Here is a 21,844-nt window from a genome sequence, read left to right as displayed (position 1 = left end):
TAGAGTTGGTTGTTCTTATATACTTTATTATTTTAACAGAATATTGTAAATTATACCACTTAAAAAATAGTGGTCCAAAGACCACATATTCTTTTTACACATTTAATTCAATCTTTGAATCTTCCTTGGACTTTCTGTACAAAACAAATTTTCTTCCTATGGCTTGTACAACTTCAGATCGTGTTAATCTAGCAACCTCATTTGCAGCTTCCTTTGTATCAAGAATACTATTTTTTTGTATACTTACTTTAATTAGCTCACGGGCTTCCAATGCATCGTCTAATTGCTTTAGAACTCCTTCTGTTATACCTTCTTTACCTATATAAGCAATAGCCTCAATATTATTAGCTAATCCCTTTAAATATGCCCTCTGCTTACTTGTTAACAATTAAAATTCCTCCTTAATCGTAGTATTCAAATTCTATGTCAAATATCTTAACCGTATCACCATCATCAATACCCAGTTTTTTTAATTCATCAAAAATACCACGCTTTTTTAATATGCTTTGGAATCGTCTTATGGAATCAATATCATTAAAATCCGTTGAATAAACTAATTTTTCTATAGACTTTCCTTCTACTATGTATATGTTGTTTTCTTTTTTTATAATTAATTCGTCTTTATTTTTATTTTCTTTTAATCTAAATACCTCATGATCTGTTTCTACAGTTTGCAATGGGACATCCTTAATTTTATCTAATAACTCTGTTATATATAACATTAATTCTTTAATACCTTTATTTGTTGCTGCTGAAACAGGAAATACTTTATATCCCTTCCGTGACATTGTTTTTTCAAATTCTTTGAATTTTTCCATGTCATCCAATAGATCAATTTTATTTGCTGCAATCACCTGTTGTCTAGAAGCAAGGACAGGATTAAATAGTTCTAACTCTTTATTAATTTTCTCAAAATCTTTAATAGGATCTCGACCTTCTATACCAGAAATATCTATCACATGTACAAGTAATTTAGTACGTTCTACATGGCGCAAAAATTCATGCCCCAAGCCAATACCTTCATGGGCACCCTCGATAAGTCCAGGTATATCGGCTAAAACAAAGCTTTTTCCTTCTACAACATTTACAACTCCTAAATTAGGCTTAATAGTTGTAAAATGGTAATTAGCTATTTTAGGTGTAGCCTTAGTAACAACAGAAAGCAAAGTGGATTTTCCAACATTTGGAAACCCTATAAGTCCTACATCAGCTATAAGCTTAAGTTCTAAGATTACCCATCTTTCTTCTCCATAATCCCCTGCCTCTGCAAAGTTAGGAGCTTGTCTTGTAGATGTCTTATAATGAACATTACCCTTACCACCTTTACCTCCTTTAGCTATTATAGCTCTTTCACCATTTTTTATTAAATCTGCTATAATTTCCCCTGTCTCTTCATCTTTAACTATAGTACCAGGGGGTACTTTGAGAATCAAGTCTTCTCCGTCCTTACCAAACTTGTTTTTTCTTTTGCCATCTTCTCCCGACATAGCAATATACTTCTTTTTATATCTAAAATCCATCAAAGTTTTTAGTCCTTCATCGACTTCTAATACTATATTACCACCACGCCCCCCATCTCCTCCATCGGGACCACCTGCTGGTACATATTTTTCTCTACGAAAGGAAACAGCACCGTTGCCGCCTTTGCCTCCTTTAATAAATATCTTTGCCTTATCTATAAACATTATCATCACCTTTTAATATGTATACGTATTTTAGAAAATATAGAATTTTTAAGTAAAGACTTTAATTTATACATGTCCAAAATGCCCAGAAACATTGCGTATTTGTACATGTATAAATTAAGTTTTACTATGTAAATTCTATATATCTAGTTTTTCCTTATTTTCACAATGTGATTCATATTTGTAATCTATTTGTAATAATTAAAAAGACCCATACCTTATGTATGGGCTTTTTGTCTAATTATTGTGCACTAGCTTCACTAACAGGATATACACTTACCTGTTTTCTGTCTTTACCTTTTCTTTCAAATTTAACCACACCGTTTACCTTAGCAAAAAGAGTATCATCTCCACCTTTTCCAACATTGCTTCCTGGATGTATCTTAGTTCCTCTTTGTCTTACAATAATACTTCCAGCATTAACAAATTGTCCGTCAGCTCTTTTTACACCAAGTCTCTTGGATTCACTATCACGGCCGTTTTTAGAGGAACCTACTCCCTTTTTGCTAGCAAAAAGCTGAAGATTTAATTTAAATAGCATGCTTCACACCTCCTCGTCTTGAAGCTGTATATATTCAGGATACATTTCAAGCGTTCCTTTTATTCCAATGAGCATAGTGTCAAGAATTATATTAGCCTTCTCTCTTTGATTACTATCAATGTTACATGGAATTTGGCATGAAAGCCATCCATCATTCATCTCGTATGTAACATCGATATTTCCAACTTCATAAAGAGCTAATACAGCAGTTTGAGTAAGAATAGATACACTTGCACATACTATATCCTTGCCAAATTCGTCAAAATCTGCATGACCTTCAACACTAAAGCTTTCTATGTCATTTTTTTTATTTCTCCTAATATTAATTCTAATCATTTTTAATAACCTTAAGCATTAATTTTTTCAATTTTTACCTTTGTATATGGTTGACGATGACCTTGTTTTTTTCTATAATCTTTTTTAGATTTGTATTTAAATACAATCACTTTACGTCCTTTTCCATGCTCAATTACAGAAGCTTCAACCTTGGCATTTTCAACAAATGGTGTTCCCACAGATAAGCTTGTTCCATTTGAAACAGCTAGAACCTTATCAAACTCAATAGTCTCACCAGCAGCTGCTTCAATTTTTTCAATAAATAGAGTATCTCCTTCTTGAACTCTATACTGTTTCCCACCAGTTTCAATAATTGCGTACATTCTTACACCTCCTCAGTCCAGTCTCGCCAAATCTAGGTAGATAGACTCTCTTTAAAACCCGATTTGTGCGGCTACAAATGAATATTAAGAGTTTACCTCAATACCCATAACAAATTAATATTATCATAGCTAAAAAAAATTGTCAATAATATTATTTTGAATCTATTTCCTTTAAAATATCCTTAACTTTATTCAATCTTCCCATATACTTTACATCATAATCATTGGAATGTATATTATCATCTTTACATATAAATATTTTCAAATTTAACGCATTTTCTAATCTTTCCACATATTCCTTCATATCGCCATTTAATATCCTTCCAACCTCTTTATTCACATTTACTATGACAGCTTCTGAATTAGTATGCAAGGATATTCTTTTCAATTCATTTTCTAAATTGTTTATAACTGTCTCTGGAGTAAGAACCATTCCTAATCCATTGCAATAAGGACATTTCTTCTCTAAAATTGAACTTATTCGTTTTCTAACTTTTTTTCTCGTCATTTCAACTAGCCCTAATCCAGTCATACCTAATACATTAGTTCTTACTCTATCTTTAGATAATTCACTTTCTAAAAGCTTTAATATTTCTTGTTCATATTTCTTGTTTTCCATATCTATAAAATCTATTATTATAATACCACCTATATCCCTTAATCTAATTTGCTTAGCTATTTCCTTTGCTGCTTCTTTATTTACTTTAATAATAGTTTGAGATAAATCATTAACTCCCACGTATTTGCCTGAATTAACATCTATGCTAGTAAGTGCTTCAGTCTTATCTATTACTATGTATCCTCCACTTTTAAGCCATACCTTTCTACTTAATGCCTCTTTTATCTTTTTCTCAATACCATAATAACTAAAGATATTAATTCCAGGATCAAAGTATTTTACCCTATCTTGAAGCTTAGGTGAGATTAAATCTAAAAACTCTAAAATAGCATTGTAATTCTCTTTATCATTAATAATTAACTCTTCTATGTCTTCTGTAAAAAAGTCTCTTATAGTTCTATAAATCAAGTCTAAATCTTTGTATAATATTTTAGGTGGAAATCCTAGCTTTTTTTCCTTTTCAATTTTATGCCAAAGCTTTAAAAGATATTTTAAATCTTCGATTAAATCCTTCTCTTCTTTATTCTCTGATTCTGTTCTTATAATTAGACCCATACCTTTAGGTCTAATTTCTTCAACAATTTTTCTAAGCCTAGCTCTTTCATCTTTATCTTCAATTCTTCTCGATATACCAATATAGTCTATATTAGGCATTAATACTAAATATCTCCCTGGAAATGAAAGGTGAGTTGTAACTCTGGCACCCTTATTATCCATAGGCTCCTTAGTTACTTGCACAATAATTTCCTGCCCATTCTTAATAACATCTTTTATTAAAATGTCCTTAAAGGTTTTCTTTTTATCATATAATATTTCCTGGGGAATTGCATCCTTGACATATAGAAATGCATTTTTTTCTAAACCTATATCTACAAAAGCAGCCTGCATTCCAGGTAAAACATTCTTTACTCTTCCTTTGTAAATGTTGCCAACAATCCTTTTAAAGTTTTTACTCTCGATATAGTATTCAACCAATTCTCCATTTTCCAATAGTGCAACACGACTTTGGCTAAAACCAGAATCAATAACTATTTTATTCATCACTTTCCCATCCTAACAATTATATAATTCTATCAATTGGGACTAAATTTTTATTTCCCATTGATGAGAATATTTCTAGCCTATGTACCCTTAATTTCTCTAAATCTATACTAATACCTTCCAAGTCCATAAGTTTTTCAATAATTATTTCAGGCTTCAAATTTCCTTTGCTCCCTGTAGCAACAGTAACTTTAAAGATGACTTCGTTTTCTATTACAGATAAAACCATCATATTCCTAATGTTATTTCTAATATTTATTATCTTTTCCCCTTTCCTCTTGCCTACTTTTTTATATAAAATCTCTTCATTATTTAAGAATTTTTTTAAAATTTCATCCACTTCATTTATATTATATGAATCTTGTGTAATACATTTTATAATATAAGTAGCATCTTCAACTAGGCTCATAAGTGATTTGCTTTTAGAATCTATATATTTGCATTTAATAAATTTTATACCTTTAGGCAATTCCTTATTAAGTCGTTCTTTGAAATTATCAATTTCGATTTTCTCTATTACTTCTACAGTTAAATATTCTCCTTCACTGGATACTCCTACAGCTAAAGGAGCTGCAAAGGATATTTTAGGATGGGGATTGAAGCCTTGAGAAAATTTCAATGGAATATTTGCTCTTCTAAGAGCTCTTTCAATTATATTTATCAATTCTAAATGTGATATAAATTTCATTCTATCTTTTTTTATAAATTTAGCTAAAATCTTATACATCAACAAACACCACCTATAAAGCCATTATTTATTCCGCAACCTTTACAACCCAATCTGCAATCCTTAGTTAACTCTTCATTCTTAGCCTTCTCATTTTCTTTCATTAAATATTTTTTAGAAACACCTACATCAATATGATCCCAAGGTAATATTTCATCATAGCCTCTTTGCCTATTTGCATAAAAATTAGGATTAATCTTACATTCTTCAAAGGACTCCATCCATTTATCATACAAAAACTGTTCTTGCCAACCATCGAATTTACAACCTTTTTCAAAGGCTCTAATTAAAACATCTCCCAGTTTTCTGTCTCCCCTTGCAAATACTGCTTCAAGAAAGCTTGTCTTAGAATCATGATAATTATAGGTAATATTCTTATGCTTTAGCTTACTTTTTAAATAATTTTGTTTTTCTACTAATGTGTTAATTCTATCCTGTGGCTCCCATTGAAAAGGAGTAAATGGCTTGGGCACAAAAGATGAAGTACTTATAGTAACCTTTAAACCTTTGCTTCTTTTTTCCCTAGGTATATTATAATATATATCCACTACCTTTTTCCCTAAATCTGCTATACCATCTATGTCTGCATAGGTTTCGGTTGGTAAACCCAGCATAAAATATAGTTTCACTGTATTCCATCCCAATCCAAATGCGTTTGTTACAGCATCTATTAAGTCCTTCTCTTCTACACCTTTATTAATAGCATCCCTAAGTCTTTGTGTTCCTGCTTCAGGAGCAAATGTTAAACCCGTTTTTCTTACTTTTTGAATTTCCTCAATAAGCTTTAAAGAAAATGAGTCTAACCTTAGTGATGGTACAGAAACCCCAATTTTTTTATTTAAATATTTGTCTATTAAACCTCTTACCAATTCATTTAACTGGGAATAATCACTTGTACTAAGTGAAGATATAGAAATTTCTTCATATCCAGTATTTCTTAAAAGTTTATCAGCTAATTCCAAGGCTTTTTCAGATTTTCTTTCCCTTACAGGTCTGTATATCATTCCTGCCTGACAAAACCTACATCCCCTTGTACAACCTCTAAAAATCTCAATCATTGCTCTATTATGAACAATATCAGCAAAGGGAACTATAACCTTTTCGGGATAAAAAACATTATTAAGATCTTTTATAATCCTTTTCTTTATTTTTATAGGATAATCTTCTTTTTTAGGTATAAAGCTTTTGATTGTACCATCTTCATTATATTGAACCTCATACAGGCTTGGTACATAAACGCCTTCTATTTTACATACCTCTTCTAGTAGTCTTTTTTTATTAAGCCCTTTTTCTTTTATTTTTCTGTAAGCATCAAGAACTTCAATTAAAACTTCTTCACTTTCACCTAATACGAAAAAATCAACTATATCTGCTAAAGGCTCAGGATTATATGCACATGGCCCTCCAGCAATGATAATAGGATGTGTTTCATCTCTCTCTGAACTCCTAAGGGGTATTTTGCCTAAATTCAAAATATTAAGTATATTGCTATAGCTAAGTTCATACTGCAAAGTGAATCCAATAATATCCAATTCATTAATAGGGCTATGGGTCTCTATGGTAAAGAGAGATATATCTTCTTTTCTCAATACATTCTCCATATCTACCCATGGAGCAAATATTCTCTCACAATATACATTGTCTAATTCATTTAATAAATTATATATTATATGCATGCCTAAATGAGACATACCTACTTCATATATATCTGGAAATGCAAATCCATATCTGATTGTATTTTCATTTATTTCTTTTTCATAACTATTTATTTCCCCACCGATATATCTGCTAGGTTTCTCTACTTTATAGAGTATTTCTTCTATTCTTTCATTCATCAGTGCTCCTCCTTAAAATACTATGTTTATCATTAGTATTGCATTTATATATATTATACATGCTTTTTATATACGAGAAAATATAATCTAAAATGTTTGCTTCATTAAACATTTTAACATCTTTTACTAATTATTAATAGAATTATTATTAATAGATCTAAAATTATAGGTATCAGGCAAAGTTATATAATCATATATGTATATTATTTCATATACTCATTGTATTATAATTTATATATAATTGTGGATCAACTAGGTTATTGTCAATCCATAGTTCGAAATGTAGATATGAATTGTATAAATTCCCTAATTCTCCAATTCTTTGTCCTCTAATGATCCTTTCATTTTCTTTTACATAGATTCTTTCTAAATTACTATAAAATGAAAATATATCATCTCCGTGACTTATCTTAATAAATTTTCCTAAATTTTCGCTTTCGCCTGTCATTATAACTACTCCATCATCGACTGCTTTAACTATTTTCATATTTACAGCCTTTATATCTATACCTCTTTGAAATGTTTTATTATCAGTTATTGGATTATTATTTTCTCCATAGGATGATATTACAACTCCTTCTATTGGGCGTGACATTTCTAATTGCCTTGTAGATTTATTAAAGACTGGCATAGCTTTGATAGTATAATCTTTTATTTTTGATACATATTCCTTTGTTTTATTAATGCTTTCCCTATAATCAAATTCAGCATATAAAATTTTGCTTATGAAAGAAGATGCATTGTTTGTAATAGGAGTATTAATACTTTTAAATAATATTATTAATAATACTACTAAAATTGATACTAGTATTTGAGCAAGTATTTTTCTATAGATGTTGTGTTTTCTATTTCCTGCTTTATATCTCTTTATTTTATATTTTCTTTGTCTATTTGCTATATTTCCTCCATATAACTTATCCATAATTCCCCTCCTTATGTTTCATATTAAATAGATTTTAATATAGTATATTTTTAAAAGGACATATTTATAACTATTTATACATGAAGAAAAAAGATTCCTTACTATACTATACTAGGAATCTTTTAAAATCTTATCTTCTTATTTCTCATGGAAACATTTAGAACTAAACCTAATGCAATCATGCTTGTTATGAGAGAGCTGCCGCCATAACTTAGGAATGGAAGGGTAACTCCTGTGACTGGCATTATACCTACGGTCATACCAATATTCTCTATTATTTGAAAAGCAAACATAAATGTTATGCCTGTAACGACTAATAATCCGTAAATATCCTTAGCATTTTTTGCTATTTTTATCATTTTATATAGAAACAAAAAATAAAGTAAAAGTACTATTGAACAGCCTATTAACCCTAATTCTTCACCTAAAACAGCATAAATGAAATCAGTTTCCTGAACAGGCAAAAAGTCTCCTCTATGAAAAGTTCCCTTAAATAGTCCTTTCCCATATACCATTCCTGATCCTATAGCTGTTTTTGACTTATCTACATGCCAATTTAAAGAAGTATCCGATGGATTAAGAAATGCATCGATTCTTTTTTTCTGATGTGGCTTTAAAAATCTATACACCAAAGGCATAGATGAAATGCCAATTAATCCTCCATAGAATACAATCTTTATATTAATACCAGCCATAAATAACATCCCAAAGGCAATAATAGCAAATACCAAGGCTGATCCTAAATCTGGTTGCTTCAAAAGTAGTAGTATAAATGGAGCTACAAATAATGCAGGACCAATTAAATCCTTTATTTTATCAAGTTTATTATATCTCTTCTCAACATATTTTGCGTAGGCTAATATAAAACCAAGTTTAGCTATTTCAGATGTTTGTAAATCCATTATCCCCAGATTAATCCAACTCCTTGCACCACCCCTTAGCCTAGGGTCAACTGCAAGACCTGGAACATAAACCAATAACAATAATATGATAGATATTATATAAAGGGTTTTATATGCATCGCCAAACGAATTATAATCAATACACAAAATACCAACTATGGCCAATATTCCTATTATAAAAGCAATAACTTGAATTTTAGGTTGTCTTTTAATACCATTATTCATTATTTCTTCTAAATTATCTTTGAATGTCATATCTTTTGATAAATCAATAACATTTGTTGCACTTGTAATAATAATTACTCCAATGAGGAAAATTACCACTACAACACCTATCAATCCAAAATCAATATTTTTTATTAGTCTTTTGTCAAACATAAAACACCTCATTACAACATATAACCTTTACTGAATTATAACATAAAAAAATGCACCTACCAATATTAAAAATAACATATTATATGTTAATTTATGCAAATAAAAACCCCAAATTATTGGGGCAAAAACAAACTTAACTACCTATCTTTCATCTTTTTTATTGGAATATTAGCAATAAGTGCAGGCATAACGCTATCATCGCTTCGTTTTGTCTTAGTAATTCTAATATCTAATCCGTCTTCTTCGATTTCCATATAATCTGAAATTACATTAAGCAAATCTCCTTTTACCATTTCTAAAAAATTAGGTGAGCAATTTGTTCTATCATGAACTAATACTAATTTCAATCTTTCTTTAGCAAGGTCTTTACTACTCCCTTCATCTTTACCAAAGAATTTAAATACATCTAACATCTGTTACCCCCCTTATTTACTTATCCCGAACAACTTAGCAAGCCTACCTATAAAGCCTTCCTGTATCTCTAAATCCATAAAGGGAACCTCTTCCCCTATTAGTCTCTTAGCAATATTTCTAAAGGCTTGTCCAGCCATGGATTTTTCATCCCTAACTGCTGGTTCACCTTTATTCGTAGATATAACGATATATTCATCATCAGGAACTATTCCTAAAAGGTCTATGGCTAATATATCTGTCATATCTTCAATATTCATCATATCTCCTTTTTTTACCATTTCTATCCTTATCCTATTTATTATCAGCATAGGATTATTAATTTCAGCTGCTTCTAATAATCCAATAATTCTGTCGGCATCCCTTACAGCCGATATTTCTGGTGTAGTTACTACAATAGCTCTATCAGCACCAGCTATAGCATTCTTGAAGCCTTGTTCAATACCTGCTGGACAGTCAACCAAAACATAATCATACATTTCTTTAAGTTCTTTACATAGATTTATCATCTGTTTAGGTGAAACAGCTGTCTTATCCTTTGTTTGTGCAGCTGGTAACAAATGAAGCCCATCAAATCTTTTATCCCTTATTAATCCTTGCTTAAGTCGACAAACTCCTTCAACTACATCAACAAGGTCATATACTATTCTATTTTCTAATCCTAAAACGACATCTAAATTTCTAAGTCCTATATCAGCATCAATAACAACAACACTTTTATTCTGCATTGCAAGAGCTGCACCAATATTTGCTGTAGTAGTTGTTTTACCAACTCCACCTTTTCCAGATGTAACAACAATAACTTCTCCCATGGTAATTCCCTCCTACTTTAATTATCTACTTTTCGTAATGTAGGGTTCAATTTGGATCATGTCATCCTTTATAAAAGCTTTTTCTGGATATTTAGGATCATTACATCCATTATCTGGCGCTCTAGCTATGAATTTCCCTATTCTTAGCTGAGTAGGCACTAGTTTGATAGCAGATACAAAGGCTTTATTATTACCGTTTGCACCAGCATGTGCTGTTCCTCTCAACGTACCCATTACAACTATATTGCCATAGGCAACAACTTCAGCACCTGGATTTACATCTCCCATAATCACCAAATTACCCTTAAATTCAATTTTAATACCTGAACGTACAGTTGACTTTATAAACCTAGTTATCCCTTCATCAAGCCCCATAAAAACTTCTTCTTTTTTAGATAATGTTATTGGTTTTTCTACCATAATCATTCCATATCTATTATTTATCAAGTCAATAATTTCACTTTCTTCATTACTGCTTAAGCTTTTTCCCTCTATTCCAGCAATTCTAGCTCCCTTAAAAAAACTCCTTGCATTTTCTATTTTTTCTATCAATTGTTCCTTTAGCTTTTCATATTCACAAGCTTCATTAAAATGAATAATTAACCCATCCTTTGTCCCCTTGAATTCTATATTGTTTTTTAGAGCCATTTAATGCTACCTCCATATTCAAAACCAATACATAGATTTCTAATAATCTCTACATATCAAAATATCAAGTGCTTCTAAATGGTTTTGATGCGTATAAATTAACTATTTTAATGTAATATCTATATTATTAGAATACCACTCAACTTTATTTTAATTCAAAATAAAAAATAGGATATATTTATTATTCTTCAACGGATTACATATTCCTTCTTTTAAAAAAAGATTTTATTATAAATAATGCCGAGGTACTATGTATCCTCAGCTATTGATCCTCTTAATTCAAATGATCATTTGGATTAAGAAAATTTTTAACATCTTCTGGTAAATTTTGAGCATTTGTTTCTAAATATGTCCCTATTATCTCCTTGGCTATCGGTGCGCCATACCCTCCATGGCCTCCTTGAAATAGCAATACTACAACTGCTATCTCAGGCTTTTCATATGGTGCAAAGGAAACAAACCATGCAAAGTTATCATAATCACTTTTAAATTTATCAATCATCTCATCTGTGATATTATTATTTGTTAATCTTTTTATGGCTTCTCTCATTATTGAACCCTCATCAAAGTAGCCACGGGTCAACTTGTTGATAATCTCATTCTTTACTCTGTTTTTTCTATTTTTTACTTCTTCCATATCCTTATTAATTTGTTCTTTTTCTTTTTCATTATTAGCTTTTTCATGTTGCTGCTTTAACGATAAGATTTTTTCTTGAAGTATCTCTGATTCTTTTTGCAATGCCAATAATTCTTCCTTTCGCTGTTTAAATATTGCAGATGATTCAGTTGTAATGGTGTTTAACGAAAGATTAGGAGCAATATCCTTTAAATGCTGTTTTAAATATTTTACTTCATCTAAAGGAGGGATTTTTCCATCTCTTTCAGCCGTTCCCGTTTTTCCTGCAACGCCTATAAATCCATTAAATACCCCTCTAGCTGTACCAGTTGCATTGACCCTTCTCATACCCTCTTTTATATAATCAAGAATGTTTTCATTATTAAATTCAATCTTTCGTTTCTTATCTTCCTTTGATTGTTCTTCATCTGCAATCTTCTTTATTAAAGTCAATTCATTTAAATAACCACCATTAGCAATTGCAGAAATATATCTAGCCATTTGAACGGGAGTATAAGCATGTGACCCTTGTCCTATTGCCAGATTAAAGGCATCTCCCTCTTTAAAATCCATTTGATTAAAGTAATCAAATTTTATTATATCTGCTAGACCGTCTAATTTTGATTCTTCCACACCCATTTTTATAAGTCTTCTTATTATCTCACCTCTAGAAGGATTTTCATCGGCCCAGCTTAATATTTCGTCTATACAGCCCTTTAATTTACTCTCATCATTTAATATGTCCTCTGGAAAATAGTCTTTACTAATTTTATAAAGTCTTCTTTCCATGTATAGTAATATAGTTTCCGATTTCTTGTCAGGATCGGGAACTCCAGGAGCTATCTCTGAAATTTCAATACCTGTACTTTCACCTAAACCAAAGAGCTTGGCATAATCTATTAGCTTGTTAACATTCATATCTATTCCCAATGGTTCGTTTTTATAATAGTCATATCCATTGACTACATCATACATATAATAGTTACATGAATGTTCTATAGCCTTTATCAAGTCTACATATCCGTGGGAAGCTCTATACTGATTCCAAAGCCAACATCCAAAGGTTTTAGAACCCCTTCTTATGACCCCACCATCATATAACTTTTTATTAGGGTCAAGGCCCTCTTCAGCTGCAGCTAAACCCGTAATCATTTTAAATATTGATCCTGGTTGTACCGCTGTGATAGTAGCAATATTCAAAAGGGGACTTGGTGCTATAGGGTCTCTCTTATTTACAGGTTGTAAACTTTGCCAATCTTTACTAGATATACCTGAGGCAAAAAGATTGGGGTCATAAGCTGGATAGCTTGCTAAAGCTAAAACTTCCCCTGTATTTACATCAGTAACCACTACAGCACCTGCCTTTGCATTTGGAAAGCTTTCTTTATACTTATAATCTCCCCATTTACTTTTAAAGGTTCCACCCCTTTGTATTTCCTCAAGAGCGTGCTTGAGGGATTCCTCTGCTACCTTTTGTAAATTTGAATCTATAGTTAAATATATATCTTTACCTGGTTTTGGTTTTTTCTCATAATCCAGTTCCTTTACCGTTCTCCCATAGGTGTCAACTTCAACAGATTTAATACCATTTTCTCCTTTTAATACTAATTCATATCTACCTTCAATCCCTGTTTTTCCAATTATATCATTTCTCGAATAACTATTTTCATTAACATATTTCTTTATTTCATATTCATTGGATATTTTCCCAAGATAGCCTAGTATGTGAGCAGCCATTTCTCCCTTAGGATAATATCTTTTAGGTTCAATAACAACACTTATACCTGGTAAATCCATTCCTGCTTCCTCTATGAGTATCGCAGTTTTTTCAGAAATATCATTTGCTATTCTTAAAGGTTTATATTGAAGATATCCTAATTGATTCAATGCATGTCTTATAGTTAAAATTTTCCTTGCATCTATATCAGAATATTCATCATCTATTTTATATTTCTTTCTTATTTTCCTAAATGCTTCTTTGGCATCTATATTTATATCTAATTCATAGTTTTTAAGAAAATTTTCTTTTTTTATTTGTGGCAAAAACTTCATTTTACTAACTGAAATAGGAGGGGTTATCCCCATTGCAATTAGATATTCTTGAGCTTTTATATTATCTAGATTTTCAATCGGCAAGTTATCAGCAACAATTTTATTAAAAACTGCTTCAGCATCCCTTAAGTTTTCATATTCTTCTCCCAATGAAGCAAGCCAATTATTAATTTCCAAATCATAAGAATATACATATTCCCCATCCCGAATTATTATTGGAAATTCAATATGTTCTTCAGAATTTTTATCTAATATATCAATGATTTTAATTGCTACTTCATTTAATTCTTGCAATTCACTTCTAACTAATTGTACAGTAAAGCTAGGGACATTACCAGCTATTAAAATACCATTTCTATCCCTTATTTCTCCCCTAGGTGCAACTATAGAAATATTCTTTTTCCTAATATCTTCAGAAGCTGCCCTCCTTGCTTCTCCTTCTACAATAGTTAAATTTAATAATCGAACAAAAATAATGAGGAAAATTAATATTAAACCAAGAATAACTTGATTATTTCTATCCTTTAATTTGTCAAGCATATTTCTCCTCCAAATCTATCTATAATACACCTGATTATAAAATATTCTATAAAAGATAATTCCTAAAATGGAATTATAGATTGTCTCACCCAAAACAATAGTTTTTAGAACAAACAAATAGTTTACTGGATGTCTTAAAAAATGCATTAAAACAAAATATACACTATGATAGAAAAATGTAGATAAGCATATCAATAGAAATGGAGTAAGATAATTATCTTTAAAAACCCTGTTCTCAACTCCTCCAATTAAATATGCTATAGATAAATATATTAATATATTTATACCTATCCCCTTGCTGAAAAATAAATCTTGTAAAAAACCAGCAATAAAACTTGTTAAAATCCCTTTTTTTCTGCCATATAAAATACTTATAGTAACTACTATTATCAATGCAGTATTAGGTAAAATACCAGCAATGCGAAAATGCTGCAAAACAGTAGCCTGAATAATAAAATTAAATATAATCATCGGTATTAATAAATATACATTCATCTTAAACCCCTTTAATTAGCCATATTATTGTTTTGGTATCACAAAAACTCTGTCCAATTTTTTGAAATTAACACTTGGCTCAACTATAATCCCTTCTAATAGTTCATCTTCTTTAACAATAATCTCTTTTATTCTACCTATCAAGATACCCTTTGGATACAGTCCTAACCCAGAGGTTATTATTTCATCCCCAATTCTTACTTGGGCTTCTGTATCAAATAAATAACCCTTTAAAAGTTCTTCTCCATTACCATTAATTAATCCTATATTATCATTTTTTTCACTAAGTATTTCAAAGCTTACCCTACTTCTATTATCAATAATAGCTATAACCTTTGCCCAATTATCACCAACTTCATAAACTAATCCAATTAGCCCATCACCATTCATGACAGTACTATTTTTGGTTATACCATCTTTTAATCCCCCATCTATAGTAAATAAATTAAACCAATTTCCTGGGTCTTTCCCTACAACATTACAAGTAACATAATTATCAATCTGCTCTTTTCTTGTATAGTTTAATGCCCTTTCTAAGCCTTTTAAATCGCCAAATTCCTGTATCTTAAGCTTTAACTTTATTATCTCATTTTGAAGCTTAATATTTTCTTCTCGTAGTTTTTGGTTTTCTTCATCAAGCTTCCATACATTTATAACTGGATTTATAATGTCCGCCATGAAATTACTACCTAGATAAAAAAATTTATGAATTGGAGTTATTGCATTTCCAACTAGCTTTTCAACTGTTGTTATATCGTTTCTTCCTCCAAAAGTAATTCCTATCATAACTAGTAAAATGATAGTAACTACTGTTACTATCATTATTCTACTTTTAAAAAAGTTTTTCATTTATATACCACCACTTTAAATATTTTTTCTTGGAGATATAAAAACCCTTCTCAACAAATCATAATTTTCTAATGCAACACCTGTTCCTAAGGCAACACAATCTAAGGGTTCTTCAGCTATTCTTACGGGCATACCCGTTTCTTCCTTTATAAGCCTGTCTAACCCATCTAAAAGTGCTCCCCCACCCGTAAGCATAATACCATGTTCCATTATATCTGATGCGAGTTCAGGTGGTGTTTTTTCAAGTGTGATCTTTATACCTTCTGTTATGGAATTCACTGGTTCGCTTAAAGCATTTAATATCTCTGTCGATGTAATAGTAAGTGTCTTTGGTAATCCAGTAACAAGATCCCTGCCTCTTATTTCCATCTTTTCTTCCTTAGCTTTTGGAAAAGCCGATCCAATAGCAATTTTCGTTTCTTCAGCAGTTCTTTCTCCTATCATTAGATTATATTCCTTTTTTATATAATGAACTATTGCTTCATCCATTTCATCTCCACCTATTCTGATGGATTTACTAGTTACTATTCCACCAAGGGAAATAACAGCTATTTCTGTTGTGCCTCCTCCAATATCAACCACCATACTCCCTGTAGGATCAGCAACTGGCAGTCCTGCTCCAATAGCTGCAGCCATTGGTTCTTCGATTAGATAGGCTTCTTTTGCCCCAGCTTGCTCTGTAGCATCTATTACAGCTCTTTTCTCAACCTCTGTAACTCCAGAGGGAACACAAACTAAAACCCTAGGTCTATAAATTACTGAATTTTTAGGATTAGCCCTTTTTATAAAATATTTTAACATACTCTGAGTTGTATCAAAATCTGCAATAACTCCATCTTTAAGAGGTCTAATTGCAACAATATTACCTGGAGTTCTGCCAATCATTTTCTTTGCTTCAAGTCCAACAGCAAGCACATCCTTTGTATCCACCTGCATCGCCACCACCGATGGTTCTCGTACAACTATACCCTTTCCCTTTACATTAACTAATGTGTTAGCTGTTCCTAAGTCTATTCCTATATCTTTACCAAATAAATTGAATAGTCCCATTTATTTACTCCTTCCTCAGTTGTCAATATTAACAATTGTTCTAAACCTTTAAAATTATATCTTAATCAAGATTATAGAATTTACATAGTAAAACTTAATTTATACATGTATAAGAATCCAATATTTCTAAGCCTTTGATACACATATAAATTAAAATTTTTACTTAAATTCCTACAATAAGCATTTTAACATTTCTTTTATAATTAATTCATTAAGGAAACATGCATCTTATATTAAAGAATTTTCTTTTAAGCTAAAATAATTGCCATCTCCAATAATTATATGATCTAGCACTTCTATACCTACTATCTCTCCTGCTTTAATCAATCTTTTTGTTATATTGATATCCTCTTTGCTAGGCTCTGGATTGCCACTTGGATGGTTATGCAGAAGTATTATAGATGCACTGCTCTTTTTTATTGCTCTATTAAAAACCTCTCTTGGATGTACAATGGAGGCATTTAAACTTCCAATTGATATTGTTTCGTAAGTTATTATCTCATTTTTAGTATTTAAGAATATTACTTTAAAATACTCCTTTTCTAAAAAACGCATATCGTTAATAAACATATCTGTTACATCCCTAGGAGTCTTTATCCTCTTTTTCACTTCCAATAGACTCCTTGATAGTCTATTTCCTAATTCTACTGCAGCTATAATTTGACAAGCCTTGGTTTTACCTATTCCTTTTATCTTACTCAATTCTTCTATTGTAGAATTGGCTAAAAATCTTATTCCATTATCTTCGTGACTTAATAAAATATTCGCAAGTTCCAAAGCAGAGTGTTCTTTGGTACCAGTTCTGATTAGTATAGCTAATAGCTCGCTATTAGATAATGTATCAGCTCCATATCTTATAAGTTTTTCCCTTGGTCTTTCACTCTCCGGCATTCTTTTAATAGTCAAATTAAAATTATCCATAAATAACACTCCAAAACAAAAGTACTAAACCCTACAAATCATCTTTTTTATTATACTATACCCCTAAATAAACTTCTATCAGTTGATTATTATATACTAACTAAATAATGGACATTCAGATTAATACTTAAATAAGATTTATATCAAAATAGTTAGATAATATATCGTCCAACTTTGATATGGGCAATCCCACAACATTGAAATAATCTCCTTTAACCCACTCTACTATTGTAGAACCAGACCCTTGGATAGCATATGAACCTGCCTTGTCCCAAACTTCTCCAGTTTCAATATACCTTCTAATTTTATCTTCCGATAACTTCTTTATTTTGACTATTGTTTTTTCATATGTAACAATTTTTTTATAGGTATTTCCTTGAATAACAGCTAATCCTGTATAAACAAGATGAGCATTGTCCTGTAATCTAGATAACATATTAAAAGCATCATCAAAGGATTTGGGCTTACCTAAAACTTCATCTTTATATACTATGGTATCTGCAGCTATTATTATTGACCTATCATTTAATCTATTAGATATATCTATAGCTTTTTCCAATGCCAATGCCATAACAATATGCTCAGGAGATTCTTCATATCTAATTTTCTCCTCTATATTGCTCTTTATAATGTCAAAATTCAAATCTAAGTTTTTTAATATTTGTTGTCTTCTAGGTGAAGAGGAAGCTAAAACAATTTTTTTATTCATAATCCACCTACAATCTACTGAATATTAATAAGGAAATCACTATTCCTATAATACTTGCCAAGTTGATATTCATAATAAATCCAAAGGTAAATTTTAAAACATTTAGATCTAGAGTTGTTGGACTGATTCCAATAGATTTACTATACCCTAGCCATTTTACATTATCTCTAAAAATGTCTCCAATAACTCCTCCAATAACTAATCCCACTAGCAATAAGAGCAATAAAAGCCATGGGTTTCTATTCTTAGTTCTCACTATAGATGCCCCTCCTCATTAAGTAATATATCACTCTATATTTTATTATATCCAATTGATACATTAATATCTATTATTTGGATTTGAAAGTAAACTATTCTAAAACATCAAACACCTAGTAATACATTGAAAACCTTAGCCTTAAACTTTGTATACAGTTTAAGTTTAGCATTTAGGAAAAGTTATTACAAGTAGTATTTTTTACAAATAAAAATAATAGGAGCTTAGTCATAAATTCCACAAGGTAAGAAGGAAATAATATATAGGTTGCTTTTTTTTATATAAAAAACCTATGATATTCCTATACAATAGAATATCATAGGTTTACATTAATTACCATATTTTTTTATTTCAGTTTTATTGCATTTTTAGGACATTTTTCTTCGCAAGCTCCACAGCCGATACATTTGTCTTCAATTATTTTATGCTTATTTTTTACTTCTCCTTCAATTGCATCTACTGGACAAACCCTCTTACATAAAGTACAACCAATGCAATCATCTTCTATTATTTCAGCCTTTCTACGCTTTTCAAAATTAGCATATATAGCCTTTGTAGGACATTTTTCAGCACATATCATACAATTTGTACACTTTTCATAGTTTATCTTAGCAAGGTTATTCTCAAATTCTATGGCATCAAAAGGACACGCCTTAACACAAATCTGACATCCTATACATCCAACACTACATTTTTCTTTAACAGGCTTTCCAAATTCTTTGTTGTTACAATCAATAATAACATCCTGCTCGTATGGAACAAAATCAATAACGTTCTTTGGACAAACCTCGATACACTTTCCACATGCAGTACATTTTTCTGGATTTATCTTAGCCACATTTCCATCAGTTATTTCTATTGCATCAAATGGACATGCCTTAACACAAGTACCTAGACCTAAACATCCATAACTACAGCTTTTACTTCCTCCGCCCAGCATAGCTGCAGCCTTACAATCTTGAATACCAAAGTATTCATATTTCTCCTTACAGTTCTTATTATCACCTTTACAAATCACCCTTGCAACTTGTTTTACACTATTACCAACTTCAACACCCATTACTTCAGCAATTTTACTTGCACATTCTGGACCTCCAACGGGACATCCATTAACTGGAGCTTCTCCTTTTACTACTGCATTGGCAAATCCATCACAACCTGGATATCCACACCCACCGCAGTTAGCACCTGGCAATGCGTCTCTTATTGCAAGAGCTCTAGGATCTATCTCTACTGCAAACTTTTGTGAAGCAAAGGCAAGTCCAGCACCGAATAAAAGTCCCAGTCCACCTAAGCTTGCACCTGCAATAAGTATATTATTCAAATCCATAGTATCACCCTTTCTCTATCACATTCAAAAGGACATAAGCTTTAAACTAAGCCTGTAAATCCTAAAAATGCTATTGACATTAAACTTGCAGTAATAAGTGCTATAGGAAAACCTTTAAATGGTGTAGGTACATCAGCAACCTCTAACTTTTCTCTTATACCTGCAAATAAAACTATGGCTAATGAAAATCCTACAGCAGCACCAATTGAATGAAATATTGTCTGAACTAAATTAAACTTATACTGTATATTTAATAAAGCTAAACCTAAAACCGCACAGTTAGTTGTTATAAGGGGTAAAAATACTCCAAGTGCCTGATAAAGAGTAGGACTCATCTTTTGAAGCACTATTTCAACAAACTGCACCAATGACGCTATAACCAATATAAAGGCTATAGTTTGTAGGTATTCAATATGAAAAGGGATTAATATAAACTTTTGAACAAAATATGTCATTATCCCTGCTAATGTCATAACAAATGTAACCGCCATTCCCATTCCTGTGGCTGTTTCTACTTGCTTAGAAACCCCTAGAAATGGACAGATTCCTAAAAACCTAGATAAAACAAAGTTATTTACTAGTATTGAGCTAACAAGCAATACAAAAATACTCGCATTTTCCATAACATACCCTCCTTACTTAAGTCTTAAGCGGACTTTGACTTCAAAACATTATTAATTGCCAAAAGTATGCCTAGTGCTAAGAAGGCACCTGGAGGCAATATCATAATTAGAGCTGGCTTATATGCAGCACCAAAAATACTAAAACCAAAAATACTTCCTGCTCCGAATAATTCTCTAACAGCTCCTAGCAATGTCAAAGCCCATGTGAAGCCTAAGCCCATACCGATGCCATCAAAGGCTGACCCTATTACTGAATTTTTAGATGCATAAGCCTCTGCTCTTGCAAGTATAAGACAATTTACAACGATTAGTGGTATAAACAACCCTAGTGCCTTAAAGAGCGTCGGCATATATCCTTCCATGACCATACCAACCATTGTAACGAAGGTAGCTATTACCACAATGAATATTGGAATCCTAATTTTACTAGGAACAAGTTTTCTAATCAATGATATAACTATATTTGAGCAAAGTAAAACTGCTGTTGATGCAAGTCCCATACCTAATCCATTTTTAGCAGAAGTAGTAACCGCCAATGTAGGACACATTCCTAATAATTGGAAAAATATGGGATTTTCTTTAAAAAGACCGTTTGTCAAATTCTTAAATGGATTCAATATATTTCACCTCCACTTTTATTTACCTGTTATTTCCTTGAAGGTATTTATAGCAATATTTACCCCTGAGGTTACAGCATTTGAAGTTATTGTAGCTCCTGAAATCGCTTGAATTTCATTATCCTTTGTTGGCTCTACTTTGGAAACCTCAATTTCTTTATCTATGCTTTTATCTTTATATTGATCATAAAAATCTGGAAGCTCTGCATTAGCACCAAGTCCAGGTGTTTCTTGGTGATTACCTACCCTAACCCCTGAAATTGTACCTTCTATATCAATCCCTGTCATCACTTCTACAGTTCCTCCATATCCTGATGGTAGTGTCTTGAAGGTATATCCAACGATACTATCACTCTTATATCCTGCAAAAACTTCTGCTATTTTATCATTGTTACTTAATATTTCATTGAACTTATCTTTGTCTATTTCTTCTAAAGATTTAAAGCTATCTGCGTTAGGTAAAATAGCTTTACGTGCTTCTTCACTTGCTTTTTCTCTTTGACTTGCAATTTGATCCTTGGTAAGTTCATTAGTTACAGCAAGGGCAAATGCTGCCACAACACATACCAATAATAAAATAAGTCCTAATTTTATTATTTCCTTCAT

At 31.2% G+C, this 21,844-nt stretch carries 24 protein-coding genes and 1 other annotated feature; all 24 genes read right to left on the bottom strand.

The genetic code is table 11. From position 1 onward, the window contains the following. Positions 1–94: 94 nt before the first annotated feature. The 24 genes from yhbY to BUB36_RS05810 all read right to left on the bottom strand — a co-directional run bounded on the left by yhbY (position 95) and on the right by BUB36_RS05810 (position 21,844). The gene (gene yhbY, locus BUB36_RS05925) at positions 95–388 is read right to left on the bottom strand and encodes a ribosome assembly RNA-binding protein YhbY (protein WP_073147993.1); all 294 of its coding nucleotides are present in this window, start codon (positions 386–388) and stop codon (positions 95–97) included. A 13-nt stretch (positions 389–401) separates the two neighbouring features. Then, positions 402–1,685: a GTPase ObgE gene (obgE, locus tag BUB36_RS05920; RefSeq protein WP_073147991.1), complete on the bottom strand. Its 1,284-nt coding sequence runs from the start codon at positions 1,683–1,685 to the stop codon at positions 402–404. 241 nt (positions 1,686–1,926) lie between these two features. Further along, complete coding sequence (rpmA, locus tag BUB36_RS05915; protein ID WP_073147989.1) at positions 1,927–2,226, bottom strand: 50S ribosomal protein L27; 300 nt, start codon at positions 2,224–2,226, stop codon at positions 1,927–1,929. Between the two features lie 3 nt (positions 2,227–2,229). After that, the gene (locus BUB36_RS05910) at positions 2,230–2,562 is read right to left on the bottom strand and encodes a ribosomal-processing cysteine protease Prp (protein ID WP_073147987.1); all 333 of its coding nucleotides are present in this window, start codon (positions 2,560–2,562) and stop codon (positions 2,230–2,232) included. 11 nt (positions 2,563–2,573) lie between these two features. Further along, positions 2,574–2,885, bottom strand: a complete 312-nt coding sequence (rplU, locus tag BUB36_RS05905; protein ID WP_073147985.1) for a 50S ribosomal protein L21 — start codon at positions 2,883–2,885, stop codon at positions 2,574–2,576. Positions 2,886–2,894: 9 nt separating this feature from the next. After that, positions 2,895–2,968: a sequence feature (ribosomal protein L21 leader region), on the bottom strand. A gap of 68 nt (positions 2,969–3,036) precedes the next feature. Further along, on the bottom strand, positions 3,037–4,545 hold the full coding sequence (locus BUB36_RS05900) for an Rne/Rng family ribonuclease (protein ID WP_073147983.1): 1,509 nt from the start codon (positions 4,543–4,545) through the stop codon (positions 3,037–3,039). Between the two features lie 19 nt (positions 4,546–4,564). Further along, complete coding sequence (locus tag BUB36_RS05895; RefSeq protein WP_073147981.1) at positions 4,565–5,272, bottom strand: TIGR03936 family radical SAM-associated protein; 708 nt, start codon at positions 5,270–5,272, stop codon at positions 4,565–4,567. Then, positions 5,272–7,107: a TIGR03960 family B12-binding radical SAM protein gene (locus BUB36_RS05890; protein ID WP_073147979.1), complete on the bottom strand. Its 1,836-nt coding sequence runs from the start codon at positions 7,105–7,107 to the stop codon at positions 5,272–5,274. The genes BUB36_RS05895 and BUB36_RS05890 overlap by 1 nt, the downstream gene beginning before the upstream one ends. Positions 7,108–7,315: 208 nt before the next feature. Beyond that, the gene (locus BUB36_RS05885) at positions 7,316–8,029 is read right to left on the bottom strand and encodes a M23 family metallopeptidase (RefSeq protein WP_073147977.1); all 714 of its coding nucleotides are present in this window, start codon (positions 8,027–8,029) and stop codon (positions 7,316–7,318) included. A 122-nt stretch (positions 8,030–8,151) separates the two neighbouring features. Beyond that, positions 8,152–9,309 carry a rod shape-determining protein RodA gene (gene rodA, locus BUB36_RS05880; protein WP_242655729.1) on the bottom strand — a complete coding sequence of 386 codons (1,158 nt, stop codon included), beginning with the start codon at positions 9,307–9,309 and terminating at the stop codon, positions 8,152–8,154. A 137-nt stretch (positions 9,310–9,446) separates the two neighbouring features. Continuing rightward, positions 9,447–9,722 (bottom strand): cell division topological specificity factor MinE, encoded by a 276-nt coding sequence (gene minE / locus BUB36_RS05875; protein ID WP_073147973.1) that lies wholly within the window; start codon positions 9,720–9,722, stop codon positions 9,447–9,449. Between the two features lie 12 nt (positions 9,723–9,734). Further along, positions 9,735–10,532 carry a septum site-determining protein MinD gene (gene minD / locus BUB36_RS05870; protein WP_073147971.1) on the bottom strand — a complete coding sequence of 266 codons (798 nt, stop codon included), beginning with the start codon at positions 10,530–10,532 and terminating at the stop codon, positions 9,735–9,737. 21 nt (positions 10,533–10,553) lie between these two features. Then, positions 10,554–11,180: a septum site-determining protein MinC gene (gene minC / locus BUB36_RS05865; protein WP_073147968.1), complete on the bottom strand. Its 627-nt coding sequence runs from the start codon at positions 11,178–11,180 to the stop codon at positions 10,554–10,556. A 274-nt stretch (positions 11,181–11,454) separates the two neighbouring features. Then, positions 11,455–14,388, bottom strand: coding sequence for a penicillin-binding transpeptidase domain-containing protein (locus tag BUB36_RS05860; RefSeq protein WP_073147966.1), 2,934 nt, complete (start codon positions 14,386–14,388; stop codon positions 11,455–11,457). 15 nt (positions 14,389–14,403) lie between these two features. Further along, complete coding sequence (mreD, locus tag BUB36_RS05855) at positions 14,404–14,883, bottom strand: rod shape-determining protein MreD (protein ID WP_073147964.1); 480 nt, start codon at positions 14,881–14,883, stop codon at positions 14,404–14,406. Positions 14,884–14,907: 24 nt separating this feature from the next. Next, positions 14,908–15,732, bottom strand: coding sequence for a rod shape-determining protein MreC (gene mreC / locus BUB36_RS05850; protein ID WP_073147962.1), 825 nt, complete (start codon positions 15,730–15,732; stop codon positions 14,908–14,910). 15 nt (positions 15,733–15,747) lie between these two features. Next, complete coding sequence (locus tag BUB36_RS05845) at positions 15,748–16,782, bottom strand: rod shape-determining protein (RefSeq protein ID WP_073147960.1); 1,035 nt, start codon at positions 16,780–16,782, stop codon at positions 15,748–15,750. Between the two features lie 228 nt (positions 16,783–17,010). Beyond that, positions 17,011–17,703, bottom strand: coding sequence for a RadC family protein (radC, locus tag BUB36_RS05840; RefSeq protein WP_073147958.1), 693 nt, complete (start codon positions 17,701–17,703; stop codon positions 17,011–17,013). A 127-nt stretch (positions 17,704–17,830) separates the two neighbouring features. Beyond that, positions 17,831–18,412 carry a Maf family protein gene (locus tag BUB36_RS05835; protein ID WP_073147956.1) on the bottom strand — a complete coding sequence of 194 codons (582 nt, stop codon included), beginning with the start codon at positions 18,410–18,412 and terminating at the stop codon, positions 17,831–17,833. A 7-nt stretch (positions 18,413–18,419) separates the two neighbouring features. After that, positions 18,420–18,668: a DUF4321 domain-containing protein gene (locus BUB36_RS05830; RefSeq protein WP_165613041.1), complete on the bottom strand. Its 249-nt coding sequence runs from the start codon at positions 18,666–18,668 to the stop codon at positions 18,420–18,422. A 346-nt stretch (positions 18,669–19,014) separates the two neighbouring features. Continuing rightward, positions 19,015–19,998, bottom strand: a complete 984-nt coding sequence (rnfB, locus tag BUB36_RS05825; RefSeq protein ID WP_073147952.1) for an RnfABCDGE type electron transport complex subunit B — start codon at positions 19,996–19,998, stop codon at positions 19,015–19,017. Positions 19,999–20,039: 41 nt separating this feature from the next. After that, a complete protein-coding gene (gene rsxA, locus BUB36_RS05820) occupies positions 20,040–20,621 on the bottom strand; it encodes an electron transport complex subunit RsxA (protein WP_073147950.1) in 582 nt (193 codons plus the stop codon). Positions 20,622–20,644: 23 nt separating this feature from the next. Next, on the bottom strand, positions 20,645–21,238 hold the full coding sequence (gene rsxE, locus BUB36_RS05815; RefSeq protein WP_073147948.1) for an electron transport complex subunit RsxE: 594 nt from the start codon (positions 21,236–21,238) through the stop codon (positions 20,645–20,647). Between the two features lie 18 nt (positions 21,239–21,256). After that, entirely contained in the window at positions 21,257–21,844 is a 588-nt protein-coding gene (locus tag BUB36_RS05810; protein WP_073147946.1) for an RnfABCDGE type electron transport complex subunit G, read from the bottom strand.

Origin of the sequence: Paramaledivibacter caminithermalis DSM 15212, from assembly GCF_900142245.1 — a bacterium.
Lineage (GTDB): Bacteria > Bacillota > Clostridia > Peptostreptococcales > Caminicellaceae > Paramaledivibacter > Paramaledivibacter caminithermalis.
Note: the sequence above shows the minus strand (reverse complement) of the source record. Positions and strands in the feature narration are given on the sequence as shown.